Source organism: Devosia beringensis (assembly GCF_014926585.1).
GTDB classification, from domain to species: domain Bacteria; phylum Pseudomonadota; class Alphaproteobacteria; order Rhizobiales; family Devosiaceae; genus Devosia; species Devosia beringensis.
Genome location: NZ_CP045422.1, coordinates 3,802,077 through 3,815,338, shown reverse-complemented (window position 1 = coordinate 3,815,338; position 13,262 = coordinate 3,802,077). Strand labels below are relative to the sequence as shown.

General features: G+C 64.3%; 14 protein-coding genes and 1 tRNA gene. 6 read left to right on the top strand and 9 right to left on the bottom strand.

The window, feature by feature from the left end; all coding sequences use genetic code 11:
• Positions 1-19 precede the first annotated feature (19 nt).
• Complete coding sequence (locus tag GDR53_RS18530; protein ID WP_193335891.1) at positions 20-1,642, bottom strand: helix-turn-helix domain-containing protein; 1,623 nt, start codon at positions 1,640-1,642, stop codon at positions 20-22.
• Between the two features lie 190 nt (positions 1,643-1,832).
• Here GDR53_RS18530 and GDR53_RS18525 point away from each other — a divergent pair, with 190 nt between their 5' ends.
• The 5 genes from GDR53_RS18525 (at position 1,833) to GDR53_RS18505 (ending at position 7,063) form a co-directional block, all read left to right on the top strand.
• A complete protein-coding gene (locus GDR53_RS18525) occupies positions 1,833-3,188 on the top strand; it encodes a substrate-binding protein (protein WP_193335890.1) in 1,356 nt (451 codons plus the stop codon).
• Positions 3,189-3,348: 160 nt separating this feature from the next.
• A complete protein-coding gene (locus GDR53_RS18520) occupies positions 3,349-4,380 on the top strand; it encodes a branched-chain amino acid ABC transporter permease (RefSeq protein ID WP_193335889.1) in 1,032 nt (343 codons plus the stop codon).
• A 4-nt stretch (positions 4,381-4,384) separates the two neighbouring features.
• The gene (locus tag GDR53_RS18515; protein ID WP_193335888.1) at positions 4,385-5,518 is read left to right on the top strand and encodes a branched-chain amino acid ABC transporter permease; all 1,134 of its coding nucleotides are present in this window, start codon (positions 4,385-4,387) and stop codon (positions 5,516-5,518) included.
• Positions 5,519-5,528: 10 nt separating this feature from the next.
• Entirely contained in the window at positions 5,529-6,296 is a 768-nt protein-coding gene (locus GDR53_RS18510) for an ABC transporter ATP-binding protein (RefSeq protein WP_193335887.1), read from the top strand.
• 11 nt (positions 6,297-6,307) lie between these two features.
• Entirely contained in the window at positions 6,308-7,063 is a 756-nt protein-coding gene (locus GDR53_RS18505; RefSeq protein WP_232846848.1) for an ABC transporter ATP-binding protein, read from the top strand.
• 123 nt (positions 7,064-7,186) lie between these two features.
• Here the strand turns inward: GDR53_RS18505 and GDR53_RS18500 are convergent, their stop codons facing one another.
• The 5 genes from GDR53_RS18500 to GDR53_RS18480 form a co-directional block, all read right to left on the bottom strand.
• Positions 7,187-7,948: a 5-oxoprolinase subunit PxpA gene (locus GDR53_RS18500; protein ID WP_193335885.1), complete on the bottom strand. Its 762-nt coding sequence runs from the start codon at positions 7,946-7,948 to the stop codon at positions 7,187-7,189.
• Positions 7,945-8,847, bottom strand: a complete 903-nt coding sequence (locus tag GDR53_RS18495) for a 5-oxoprolinase subunit C family protein (RefSeq protein ID WP_193335884.1) — start codon at positions 8,845-8,847, stop codon at positions 7,945-7,947. The genes GDR53_RS18500 and GDR53_RS18495 overlap by 4 nt, the downstream gene beginning before the upstream one ends.
• A complete protein-coding gene (locus tag GDR53_RS18490; protein ID WP_193335883.1) occupies positions 8,844-9,515 on the bottom strand; it encodes a 5-oxoprolinase subunit B family protein in 672 nt (223 codons plus the stop codon). The genes GDR53_RS18495 and GDR53_RS18490 overlap by 4 nt, the downstream gene beginning before the upstream one ends.
• Positions 9,516-9,687: 172 nt before the next feature.
• Positions 9,688-9,864, bottom strand: a complete 177-nt coding sequence (locus GDR53_RS18485; RefSeq protein WP_193335882.1) for a hypothetical protein — start codon at positions 9,862-9,864, stop codon at positions 9,688-9,690.
• 119 nt (positions 9,865-9,983) lie between these two features.
• Positions 9,984-10,220 (bottom strand): hypothetical protein, encoded by a 237-nt coding sequence (locus GDR53_RS18480; protein WP_193335881.1) that lies wholly within the window; start codon positions 10,218-10,220, stop codon positions 9,984-9,986.
• Between the two features lie 267 nt (positions 10,221-10,487).
• Here GDR53_RS18480 and GDR53_RS18475 point away from each other — a divergent pair, with 267 nt between their 5' ends.
• Complete coding sequence (locus GDR53_RS18475) at positions 10,488-11,147, top strand: DUF6629 family protein (RefSeq protein ID WP_193335880.1); 660 nt, start codon at positions 10,488-10,490, stop codon at positions 11,145-11,147.
• A gap of 41 nt (positions 11,148-11,188) precedes the next feature.
• Here the strand turns inward: GDR53_RS18475 and GDR53_RS18470 are convergent.
• The 3 genes from GDR53_RS18470 to GDR53_RS18460 all read right to left on the bottom strand — a co-directional run bounded on the left by GDR53_RS18470 (position 11,189) and on the right by GDR53_RS18460 (position 13,253).
• A tRNA-Ser gene (locus tag GDR53_RS18470) sits at positions 11,189-11,278 on the bottom strand.
• A gap of 44 nt (positions 11,279-11,322) precedes the next feature.
• Positions 11,323-12,294 (bottom strand): quinone oxidoreductase family protein, encoded by a 972-nt coding sequence (locus GDR53_RS18465; RefSeq protein WP_193335879.1) that lies wholly within the window; start codon positions 12,292-12,294, stop codon positions 11,323-11,325.
• Entirely contained in the window at positions 12,291-13,253 is a 963-nt protein-coding gene (locus tag GDR53_RS18460; RefSeq protein ID WP_193335878.1) for a TerC family protein, read from the bottom strand. The genes GDR53_RS18465 and GDR53_RS18460 overlap by 4 nt, the downstream gene beginning before the upstream one ends.
• Between the last annotated feature and the right edge of the window lie 9 nt (positions 13,254-13,262).

The following is a 13,262-nucleotide window of genomic DNA, read 5'->3' as shown; positions in this document are numbered from 1 at the left end:
CCCGTCCACTTAACCGCAATCAGGCCGGATCTCCAAGCGCAAATGCGGCCGGCAGCAGCGGCGCCCGGGTTCGCGACGCCCCGGCATCGGGCGACAGCGTCTCTTCCTGCCGGCTGGCGCAGTCCCGGCGGGTACACAGCCGGCAGCTGGGGCCTACCGGAATGTCGGCCGACAAGTCGTCCAGATCGAGCCCCGAGGCATAGATGGTCCGGTCGGCATGCAGCACGTCACAAGCCAGCATGACCGAAGACGCCACGATCTGCTCGCGGAAGGCAGCGGTCCGGCGTTGCACCGTGCGGGCCAGGAACAGGTAGCGCGAGCCGTCGGAAAACCGCACCACCTGCCGCAAGGGCGCGTCGGGCATACGGAAAGCGCCGTAAATAGCCCAGAGCGGGCAGGCATGGCCGCTATTGGGCAGCAGCAGGCCGGGCAGCGGAAAATGCTTGGTGAGGCGTCCGGCCGGATCGGAGCGCAGGAAGCCGAAGGGCACGCCCTCCTGCCCCGGCCGGCGCAGGGTCACCAGCCGATGGGCGACCTGCTCGAAGCTGGCATTGTAGACCTGGCGCAGATGGTCGATGTCATAGGCATTGGCCTCGGCATCGGCCAGCATCCGCTGATAGGGAAACACCATGGCGCCCGCCAGATAGGAGCCAACCGCCCGCGACGCCAGCCGCCGCGCCGTCGGCGTGGACAGCACCGCGCTCTGCAGCGTCTGCCCGATCGCATCGGCCGCAGCCAGTTCACCATAGAGGCGCGCCAGCTGGAACTGCCGTGTGGCCAGCGTCGTCGTGCCCTGGAACCACAGGCGGCGGCCAGTAGCGTCGAACTGGTACTGGCCGGGAAAGTCCGGTTCGGCCGGCGGCCCGCCAAAGGCCACGGTCACCCCGAACTTCTCGTCCAGCACGGCGACCAGGGTGGCGATGTTGAACGGGCCGGCTCGGGCTATCTCGACCCGCAAGCTGTCCGCCGCTTCCTCGAGAATGGGAAAGTGGTTCTGTCGCTCGATGATCAGATCGTCGATCTCGCGCGCTGGCGATACGTTGCGGCTGATTTCGCTCGAGGTGTCGAACTGGCCGATCAGGTTGCGCGCCACATCCGTCAGCGCCAGCGTTTCGCGTCCGATGGCCCCCAGGAAACGCCGCCGCTCGGCCTCGTCGAGATCGGCGACATCTTCGAGAATTTCCGCGCTGGAGCGGATAGCGGTGACGCCGGAAAGGATCTGGTGCAGCAGCTGGCTGAGCAGCGGGTCGGAGCGCAGCCGGTCGGCATAGGCATCGGCATTGGACACGGCATCGGTATAGGCACGGTGTAGCCGGGCTAGCGCCGCGGCACTGGCGGGATATTGCGCCACCAGTTCGCGCCGTTCCTCGGGCCGGAACGGCAGCGACTCAACCACCGGATCGGCGAAAGCTTCTTCGAGGTCCTGCAGCAGTTTCTGCTCGGTGCGCCCGGCAAGTTCATCGACATCGATCTGCAATTGCGTGGCCACGCGGTTGAGCAGAGCCCCACCGATATCGCGTTTGTTGTTCTCGATCAGGTTGAGATAGCTGGGCGAAATGCCGACCAGCCGCGCCAGGCTGGCTTGGGAAATGCGCAGCAATTTCCGTCTGTTGCTGATGCGGAAGCCGATCGGTGCGCGCATGGCCGGATCCTCGTTTTTCGCCTCATCTGTCAACAACGTGACAGAAGATGGCGAATTCCAGATCAATAATTGACAGATTATCCTAGCAATTACAACGCCCTATTGCCGACGTTTGCTTATGGGGAAATACTCTACCTGCGGTGAGCTGCTGGCTAAGTATCAGTTGCCCCGCGCCAAAAGGAGGAAATCAATGACACTTTTGAAGCGCGGCCTCAGCCGCCGTCGAGTGCTGCAGACCGGCATGGCCGGCATTATCGGCACTGGTATTGCACCCATGATCCTGACCCGGGGCGCGTGGGCGCAGGAGTTCTGCAACAACCCGACCGGTGACACGGTGACGTTCGGCCTCAACCTGCCGCTGACCGGCGCCTATGCCGAAGAAGGTGCCGACGAGCAGAAGGCCTACGAACTGGCCATCCAGCACCTCAACGGCGAAGGCGATGGCGGGCTGATCAACGTCCTCACCCCGACCGCTCTCAAGGGCAATGGCATCCTGGGCAAGAAGGTCGCCTTCGTGACCTCCGACAGCCAGACCAAGTCCGACGTGGCCCGTGCCGGCGCCACCCGCATGATCGAACGCGACGGGGCCATCATGGTCACCGGCGGCTCGTCCTCGGGCGAAGCCATCGCGGTGCAGGGCCTCTGCCAGGAACTGGGCGTCATCTTCATGGCGGGCCTCACCCACTCCAATGACACGACCGGCAAGGACAAGCGCCGCTACGGTTTCCGCCACTTCTTCAACGCCTACCAGTCCGGCATCGGCTTGGGTCCGGTGCTTGGCCAGGAATACGGCGCCGACCGCCGCGCTTATCACTTGACGGCCGACTATACCTGGGGCTGGACCCAGGAGGAATCTATGAAGGCCGCCACCGAAGCGCTCGGTTGGCAGACTGTCGAAGCCGTCCGCACGCCCCTGGGCGCCGGCGATTTCAGCCAGTTCCTGACGCCGGTGCTCAATTCGGGCGCGGACGTGCTGATCCTCAACCACTATGGCAATGACATGGTGAACTCGCTGACCCAGGCTGTGCAGTTCGGCATGCGTGACCGCCAGGTCAACGGCAAGGACTTCCAGATCGTCGTGCCGCTGTTCTCCGAACTGATGGCCAAGGGCGCCGGTGCCAACATCAAGGGTATTTTCGGCACCTCCAACTGGCACTGGAACCTGCAGGACGAAGGCACCAAGGCCTTCACCAAGTCCTTCGGCGCCGCCTATGGCGCCCCGCCGTCCCAGGCCGCCCACACGGCTTATGTGCAGGCCCTGCTCTATGCCGACGCCTGCGAGCGCGCCGGTACCTTCTATCCGCCTGAAGTGATCAAGGCGCTGGAAGGCCACGAGTTCGACGGCATGGGCAATGGTCCGACCCTCTACCGCGCCGAAGACCACCAGTGCATCAAGTCGGTCCTCGTCGTGCAGGGCAATGACAACCCGACCAGCGAGTATGACGTGCTCAACGTCGTGCAGGAAATCGATCGCGAAGCCGTGGCCTATGATCCGGCCATCTTCGGCGGGGACCTCGGCCCGGCAGAACCCGTACCGATGTGCTGATCGCGCGGCCGCCCCATTCGTGGAGCGGCCCATTTCTCAGTAGGCCTCGCCCCGAGCCTGTCCAGGGGTGAGGCCCTGCCTCCCGACCTGTCGGCCACCTTGCGGTGTTCGGCAGGTCGCCACGAGGCTACCGGACGCCGGGCTCGCTAGGACCAAAACCATGTTCGAAGTCATCTTTCTGCAATTCCTCAACGGCCTCGACAAAGGCGCCGCCTATGCGCTGATCGCGCTGGGACTGACCCTGGTCTTCGGCACGCTGGGCGTGGTCAATTTCGCCCATGGCGCGCTGTTCATGCTGGGCTCCTTCTGCGCCGTGCTGTTCCGCCAGATTCTGACGATGGAAACCGTCACCATCGATCCCGAGCAGCTCTCCCCCTGGGGCCAACCGCTCGAGATCCGCGAACCCCTGGTCCAGGCCTGGTTCGGCGATTTCGGCGCCGTGCTGGTCAACTATTCGGTGCCCTTCAGTATCATCATCACCATTCCCATCATGCTCGTGATCGGCGTGGCGCTTGAGCGCGGCATCATCAAGCACTTCTACAAACGCCCCCATGCCGAACAGATCCTCGTGACCTTTGGCCTGGCCATCGTGGCGCAGGAAGTCATCAAGTCCTTCTTCGGCCCCAATCCCATTCCCCAGCCCATGCCGACCGACCTGCGTGGCGCGGCCGATATCGGCGCCTTCCTGGGCATGCAGGCCAATGTCATCACCTATCCGATCTGGCGGTTGATCTACTTCCTGTTCTCGGCCGTCATCATTGGCGGGGTGTTTGCCTTCCTGCAGTTCACCACTTTCGGCATGGTGGTCCGCGCCGGCATGGCCGACCGCGAAACCGTCGGCCTGCTCGGCATCAATATCGACAAGCGCTTCACCATCATGTTCGGCCTGGCGGCTGTCGTCGCCGGTGTCGCTGGCGTCATGTACACCCCCTTGTTGCCGCCCAATTACCACCTCGGCATGGATTTCCTCGTGCTCAGCTTCGTGGTCGTGGTGGTTGGCGGCATGGGCTCCCTGCCCGGCGCCGTGGCGGCTGGGTTCTTGCTCGGCATCCTGCAGTCCTTTGCCTCGATGACCCAGGTAAAAGCGCTCGTCCCCGGCATCGACCAGATCATCATCTATCTCGTCGCCGTCGTCATTCTGCTCGTATTGCCGCGTGGCCTGTTTGGTCGCCGCGGCGTGATGGAGGCCTGATCCAATGGCCATGTCCCGCAACGACCTTCTGCTGTTCCTGGGCTTCGCCATCGTGGTGCTGGCCATGCCGATCTGGATGGCGCCCTTCGGCGCCGCCTATCCCGATCTGCTGCAGCGCTTCATGATCTTCGGCATCTTCGCCGTCGGCTTCAACATCCTGTTCGGTCTCACCGGCTATCTCAGCTTCGGCCACGCCGCCTTCTTCGGCGTCGGCTCCTACGCCGCCGTCTGGTCGTTCAAGCTGCTCAGCCTTGATGCCCTGCCGGCCATGCTGTTCGCCATCATCATCTCGGGCGTGTTTGCTCTGGTTATCGGCTATCTCAGCCTGCGCCGCTCCGGCATCTACTTTTCCATCCTGACCCTGGCCTTCGCCCAGATGAGCTATAACCTCGCCTATTCGGTGCTCACCCCGATCACCAATGGCGAGACCGGCCTGCAGCTGACCATCAACGATCCGCGCCATGTCGATCGTCTGTTTGGCGAGGCCATGCCCGGCCAGCCGGTGCCCACCCTGCTTGGGCAGTCGCTGGGCGGCTTTGCTGGCTTCTATTTCTGCGCCGGCTTCCTGATCCTTGCCTTCTTCATCGCCCAGCGCATCACCAACTCGCCCTTCGGCATGATGCTCAAGGGCATCAAGTCCAACCAGATCCGCATGAACTATACCGGCTTCAATACCCGTCCCTATACGCTGGCGGCCTTTGTCATCTCGGGCATGTATGCCGGTCTGGCCGGCGCCCTGCTGGCCGTCACCGACCCCCTGGCTGGTGCCGAGCGCATGCAGTGGACAGCCTCGGGCGAAGTGGTGCTGATGACCATTCTGGGCGGCGCCGGCACCCTGGTGGGCCCGGTCATCGGCGCCTGGATCATCAAGTATTTCGAGAACATCTTCTCGGCGCTCAACGACAGCATCCTGGCGCGCTTCTGGAGCTTCCTGCCCGACGGGTTCGATCAGGCAGCCGTCACCATCAGCAGCAAGTTCGTCGGCGAGGGCTGGTTCCTCACCCTGGGCCTGGTCTTCGTGCTCATCGTGGTCTTCCTGCCCGGCGGCGTGATGGAAGGGGTGCGGCGCATCGCCCAGCTCTTCCGCAAGTCGCCGCCGCCGAGCAAGACCGCTCCCCAGCCACAGCCCGCCGAATAGGACGCCCCAGATGAGTGTACCCAATGTCGTGCTGCATGTTGCCGACGTCCACAAGCGCTTCGGCGGCCTGCATGCCCTGGCCGATATCGACCTCGAGGTCGAGGAGGGCCAGACCCACGCCATCATCGGCCCCAATGGCGCCGGCAAGTCGACCCTGCTCAATGTCATCATCGGCAAGCTGGCCCCGACCAGCGGCCAGGTGGTCTTCGATGGCGTAGTGCTCACCGGGCGCAAGCCCTATGAGATCAACCAGCTCGGCATTGCCCGGGTGTTCCAGACGCCGGAAATCTTCGCCGATCTCAGCGTGCTGCACAATGTCATGATCCCCGCTCTTGCCAAGCGTGACGGCGCCTTCCGCCTCAACATGTTCTCCGGCCTCGACCAGGAAAAAGCCATCCGCCAGGAAGCCGAGCACATGCTCGAGGATGTCGGCATGCTGAGCAGCCGCTCCGATCATGCCGGCAGCCTCAGCCGCGGCGACAAGCGCCGCATGGAACTGGCCATGTGCCTGATCCAGCATCCGCGCCTGCTGCTGCTCGATGAACCCACTGCCGGCATGAGCCGGCATGACACCAATACCACGATCGAACTGCTCAAGAAGATCAAGAGCCGCGGCATGACCAAGGTCATCATCGAACACGACATGCATGTGGTGTTCTCGCTGGCCGACAAGATCTCGGTGCTGGCCCAGGGCCGCATCATCGCCGATGGCACTCCCGATCAGGTGCGCGGCAATCCCAAGGTGCAGGAAGCCTATCTCGGAGGCGAAGTCGCATGAGTACCATGGCAATGGAAACCCAGATTGGCAGCGGCAGCCAGGCCGCCTCGGTCGAAGCCACCCGGCCGTTCTTTTCGGTGCGCGACGTACACGCCTACTATGGCGAGAGCTATATCGTGCAGGGCGTCTCCTTCGATATCCGCAAGGGCGAAATCCTCGCTCTGCTCGGGCGCAACGGCGCCGGCAAGACCTCGACCCTGCGCACCCTCGCCCGCACCGACACGCCGCAGATGCGGCAGGGCGAAATCTGGCTCGATGGCGAACCCATTCACCAGATGAAGAGCTACCAGGCCGCCCAGGCCGGCATCCAGCTGGTCCCCGAGGACCGGCGCATAATTGCCGGCCTGACAGTCGAAGAAAACATCTTCCTGGCCCAGGTCGCGCCAGGGGTCGGCTGGAGCCTTGACCAGATCTACGAGAGCTTTCCGCGCCTGGCCGAACGGCGCAAGCAGGAGGGCGTGACCCTCTCGGGTGGCGAGCAACAGATGCTGGCCATCGCCCGGGCCCTGGCCCGCAATCTGAAGCTCCTGCTGCTCGACGAGCCCTATGAGGGCCTGGCCCCGGTCATCGTGCACGAGATCGAGCGGATCCTCCATTCGATCAAGCCGCTGGGCATCACCACCATCATCGTTGAACAGAATGCCGTCGCCGCGCTCAAGCTGGCCGATCGCGCCGTCATTCTGGACACCGGCGAAGTGGCCTTCTCCGGCACTGCCAGGGAAGTGCTCGACAATACCGAGCTACGCCACGAATACCTCGCCATCTAGCGCGGCAAACGGTTTCCGGCCCGGCGGTTTTCCGCCGCGGGCCGGCACGCTCTACCCTGGGTCTGTCGACTAAAGGCATTCCGCCGATCTCACCTCTCCCCGTTGAGAGACCCAGGGTAAGTTCTACCCCTCCGGCATTTCCGGCGCATTCGCTGCAATGGCAATCCCCTCGCCCTCGAGCGCATCGCGTACCTCGCGCGCCAGGTCGACCGCGCCCGGCGTATCGCCATGCAGGCAGATCGAGCGCGCCGCCGATGTCATCACCGTGCCGTCAATGGCCACCAGCTCGCCCGTCTTGGCCAGCCGCAGGCAGCGCGCGATCACCGCATCGACATCTTGGATCACCGCCCCTTCCTGGCTCCGCGGCACCAGCAGGCCCTCGGCCGTATAGGCGCGGTCGGCATAGGCCTCGCGGATCAACGGCATGCCCACAGCCTTGGCCGCCCGCACCTGCTGACTATTGTCGAGCGCCAGCACCGCCATATGCGGCGCCATGCCCTGGATCGTGGCGAAAATACCAACAGCAAAGGCCAGTTCCTCGGCCGTCTGGTTGGCCAGCGCCCCATGCAATTTCACATAGGAGAGTGGGTGCCCCACCTCGTCGGCAATGAAGCGCACCAGGAACAATTGCTCGCGGATCTGACCCAGCAGCTGGTCGAGCGGCATGACCAGCCGGAACCGGCCGAACCGCTTGGGGTCGGCATAGCCCGGATGCGCCCCGGCCCGCACATTGCGGGCCCGGCAGATCTTGAGAATATGCCTTATGGTTGCGGCGTCGCCGGCATGGCCGCCGCAGGCGATCGAGGCGCTCGAGACGATGTCGAGCAGGTCATCGTCATGACCGGTGCCCTCTCCCAGATCGGCATTGAGATCGATCGAGATCATGATTGCTGGTTCCGCAGGAGCTGCTGGGCGTGTGCCACACTGACCGGGGCAAAGGCAAGATCGCTGCCCGGGCGCAGCTGCGCAAAGCGGTCGATATCGGCGCTGATGATGGTGGCAATGCGCGGATAGCCGCCCGTGGGCTGGTGATCGCGCATCAGCACGATCGGCGTGCCATCGCCCAGGATCTGGATATCACCGGGCACGATGGCGTCGGACACCAGCGACAGGCTCCTGGCCTCGGCAAACACACCGCCGCCATCTTCCAGTCGCACGCCCATGCGGTCGAGCTGGCGCGATACCGTAAAGCCCGTCTCGACAAAGCGCTGTCTGGTCTGGGTCGGGAACAGCTCGGCATGCAGGCCCCAGACAAAGCGGATTGGCCCTTCTGCCTCTATGGCCGCGGCAATGGCCTGGGGCGCAGCCGCCCGCGGTTCCGCCAGTTCGAGCACATCGCCCACCTGCAGCGCCCTGCCCGCCACCCCGCCCAGCCGCGCCCGGCTGCTGGTGGCGAGGCTTCCCATCATGGCGGGCAGCACCAGCCTGCCGGCAAAGCGCAAGTAGCCGTAATTGCCGGCAGAACCGGGCGTGATGTTGAATTCGTCGCCGGCCTCCAGCGTCACCGCGCCCGGCCAGCCCACGATAGCGCCATTGTGCCGGGCGACAAAGCTGCCGCCCGCCATGCCGACGCCGCAGGATCCGCTTTGCAGCCGCAGCGCCAGCCCGGCCGTGGTGAACTCGACGCCGCCCTGCTCCGCGCCCACCAGGGCCCCGGCCAGCCGGTAGCTGGCGCCATCCATCGGGCCGGACGCGCTGATGCCATGGCGCAACTGGCCAAACCGGCCGTCATCCTGCACGCTGGTCAACGGTCCGGCGCGGGTAATGGCGATGATGGCACTCATGCCGCCACCGTAAACTGGATGGCGTCACCCGCTTGCAATCGTGTCGGCGGTACTGCCGTCGGGTCGAAATTGCCGAAATCGGTACGACCGATAATGTGCCAGCCGGTCGGCAGCTCGGTGGCGGTAATGGCGGTTTGGCCGGCTGCAAACAGCACGGTGCCCGGCGACACCATGGGCCTTACCTCGGTGCGCCGCGGCGCCACCAGCGCCTCGCCATGCAGACCGCAATACACAAAGCCCGGGGCAAAGCCGGTCGCCAGCACCCGCAGCGGCGCGGCATTGTGCGCCGCTATGAATTCCGGGATCGTCATCTTCAGCAGATTGGCAACACTCTCGAGGTCGCGGCCATCAAAATGCACCGGCACCGTCCAGGCCTGTCCGGCGAGAGCAGGTGCGTCAGCCAGCGCGAACAGCCGCAAGCGCAACTGCCCGGCAATATCGGCGGCGGCGCTCCTGCGGGGATCATAGCGCAGCAGGACCGACACCAGATTGGGCACCACTTCAAGCACGCCCTCGATCGGCTCGCGATCGAGCATGCCGGTCAGCGCGATCGCCGCCTGGTTGGCGACATCGGTCAGCACTGTCCCGAAGCGCACCAGCACGGCACTGTCGCCCAGAAGCACAAGGGTTGGCGTCGGAAATGTGTCGGTGACGGTCGAACCGGTCATGAGGCAGCCTCCTGGGCGCAACATGCGGCTGGTCCTGCGGACCAGCCCGGATCAGTCAATCCGGTCCATAAGGCCAGGAGCTCTGCCTGCCTCGGAAGACCGTTTGTGAGTGCCGATATCGCCATGCGATAGCGACCAGATTGACCTGCCGGGTCGGGTGCGTCGTCCGGCTCTAGTTGGGGTCCTTGCCCTCTTGCTCGATGACAGCATCAAACAGCTGTCTCGCCTGCCCTGCGCCGATCGCCTCGATGGCGACCGTGGCAATGGCAGCGAACAATTCTGCAATTTCCTGGGGATCGGTGATTTCGGCGTCGTCTTCTTCTGCGTCGGCGTTGATCAGAGTAAACACAATAACGCGCCTCCAAAGGTAGCCAATGGAGGCAGTGTGACGCGATTCCAGTTACAGAATAAATAATGAAATTTGGAGCAGCCAGACTCTCAGGCGATTGCCATAAAGGTCAGCGCCGCTTACTCTTCGTCCGCCTCGAGTTTTTCGACATAGGCTTCGATTTCATCGAAGGTCGCCGAAAACGGCTGCGGGCTGTCCCCGAAAATCACCTTGTGGCTCTCGTCCTCGCGGATGGCGTGGCCGCCCTTGCCCATCTTGGCCGTCAGCTTTTCCGCCGTCAGGATGGTCAGGCCATACCGGCCGGCAATGCGCTTCAGCCGGCGCATCTTTGACGCTTCGAATTCCTTGCGGCTCACGGGCAGTTCCTTGTCTCGCAGACGGCGACTTCAGCGCCCGTACAATTGGCAGGCAGCGCGTCGGCCACAGATACATGATCGGGCCGAACCGGTCCATACAGCCACCGGCCTCATTGTCCAACCGCCTTGCCGCGCTTTATTCCTCGATCCCGGCCGGTTTCTGCTAGCCTGCATCGGCGCGTGCCCCTGGTGCGTGGCCCCTGGATGTGGGCATCGACCCAGAGACGGCGCCCATACAGGCGCCGCCCGACCCGGACAGGCCCCATCATGTGCTTTTCGGCTTCCGTCAGTTTCACCACTGGCCTGGTGATTGCGACCGTCGGCGTGCTGGCCCTGCGCCAGGCGCGCCGGCCTGAAATCAGGCTCCTGGCTGCCATCCCGCTGCTGTTCGGCGTGCAGCAGCTGACCGAAGGCTTCATCTGGTTAGCCCTCGACCGGGCCGATACTGGTCCGGCACTGCATGGCCTGGCCCAGTTCTACGCCTTCTTTGTCGGCATGGTCTGGCCGGTATTGATTCCCCTCAGCCTGCTGCTGCTTGAGCCCCACGCCATGCGCCGCCGGCTCATCGGCATGGTCGTGGCGCTGGGCGGCGCCATGGCGGTCTATACGCTGGTAGTCATGGCGCTCTATGGCTTTTCGGTGCATGTCGAACACCAGTGCCTGGTCTACCAGAATCCGGCCGGAATCTGGCCGGGCATGGAGATGGTCTATCTGCTGGCCACCTGCGGCGCATTCTTCATCGCCAGCGATCATCGGCTGCATTGGCTGGGCGTGGCCAACCTGGTCGGCTTCGGCATTGCCGCCAGCTTCTTCAGCCTCAACCTGCCCTCGGTCTGGTGCTTCTGCGCCGCCGTGATCAGCAGCCTGCTCTACTGGTATGTGCGCGACGACGCCCGCGTGGCGCCGGTCGCGGCAAATCCGGGTTGAGCCTGGGCTACCGGTGATGGTCTGAGTAGATGTGGGGGCAATGGCGGGTGGGGAGGGATTCGAACCCCCGGGACGCTTGCACGCCCGCCGGTTTTCAAGACCGGAGCAATCGACCACTCTGCCACCCACCCGTCGGGTGAGCCTTTAGCGGCAGAGTGGTATTCTGTCCAGAGGATCAGGGGATCAGGACGACGGACCCGGTGGTCTGGCGCCCTTCGAGGGCGCGATGCGCCTCGGCGGCATCGGCCAGCTTGTAGGTCTGGCTGACCTGCACCTTGATCGCGCCGCTGGCAACAGCCGCGAACAGCAGTCTTGCGCCTTCAAGCAATGCGGGCCGCTGGCCCAGATAGGCTGCACCGGTCGGCCGGGTCACATAGAGCGAACCCTTGCGCGCCAGCACCATCAAGTCGGGAATCGATACCACGCCCGAGGCATTGCCAAAGCTGGCCAGCAGGCCGCGCGGACGCAGGCAGTCGAGCGATTTGTCGAAAGTCGCCTTGCCGACGCCGTCATAGACGACATCGACGCCGCGGCCATCGGTGAGCTCCCGCACGCGGGCGGCAAAGTCCTCGGTCGTGTAGTTGATCACATGATCGCAGCCATGCGCCTTGGCCAGCGCCGTCTTGTCGTCGCTGCCGGCCGTACCGATCACCGTAGCGCCCAGCGCCTTGGCCCATTGCGTGGCAATCAGCCCGGTCCCGCCGGCGGCAGCATGCCATAGGATGGTCTCGCCGGCAGCCAGCGGCCAGGTCTGGAACAGCAGGTAATAGGCCGTCAGCCCCTTGAGCAGGATGGCGGCCGCCGTCTGGTCGTCGATGCCGTCGGGAATCGGCACCATGCGATCGGCAGCCGCCAGGCGCTCGGTGGCATAGGCGCCGATCTGCCCTTGGTAGACGACCCGGTCGCCGATTTTGAAGTCGCTCACCCCTTCGCCCAGCGCCGTGATCACCCCGGCCGCCTCATTGCCCGCCACGAAGGGCGTCTGCACCGGATAGAGCCCGGAGCGCTGGTAGGTGTCGATGAAATTGAGCCCGATGGCGGTGTGGCGCAGCGCCACCTCGCCGGGGCCCGGTGCCCCCACGGCCTGCTCCTCGAAAGCCATCACGTCGGGACCCCCGACGTGATGGACGACGATGGCGCGGCTCACTTGGGCGTCCGAGGCTTGCGCGGGGCCGATTTGGGTCGGGCCTGCGCCTTGGCGGTGGTCGTACTGCTGCTGCGCGGCTTGGCAGCCGGCGCTGCCGGTGTCACCGGCTTGGCGGCAACGGGTCTGGCCGCCGGGCTGGCGCTGCGACCCAGCGATGCCAGGGCAGCCTCGCTGGAGACCGAGCCGGTGTCGCCGGTAAAGGGCGTGAAACTCTGCTTGGCCGCATGGCCACCGGCTTGGCGCAGCTTGCGGGTCTTGGCAAAGACGTTGAAGATTTCCACCAGCACCGAGAAGGCCATGGCCGAGTAGATATAGCCCTTGGGAATGTGGAAGCCGAAGCCATCGGCCACCAGCGTCATGCCGATCAGCAGCAGGAAGGAGAGCGCCAGCATCTTGGTGGTCGGATGATCGGAAACGAACTTGGCGATCGGACCCGACGCCACGAACATCACGCCCACGGCGACCAGCACTGCGGCCACCATGACGAACACCTGGTCGGCCGGCACCATGCCCACAGCCGTTATGATGGAATCAATCGAAAACACCATGTCGACGATGACGATCTGGATCAGGATCGCCTGCAGCGTCGCCTTGGCGACATCGGCCATACCCACTTCATGTGTATCCTCTATAGCCGCATGCATTTCATGGGTAGCCTTGTAGATCAGGAAGGCGCCGCCACCGATCAGGATGATGTCCTTCCACGAGAAGCCATGCCCGAAGGCCTCGAACACCGGGTCCTGCAGCTGCACGATCCAGCTGATCACGAACAGCAGCATGATGCGGAACACCAGCGCCAGCCCGATACCCAGCTTGCGGGCGAAATCGGCCTGCTCGCGCGGCAGGCGCGACACCAGCACCGAAATGAACACGATATTGTCGATCCCCAGCACGATCTCCATGATCGTCAGGGTTCCAAAGGCAATCCAGACATTGGGATCGGCCAGCATTTCAAGCATTGTCGTCTC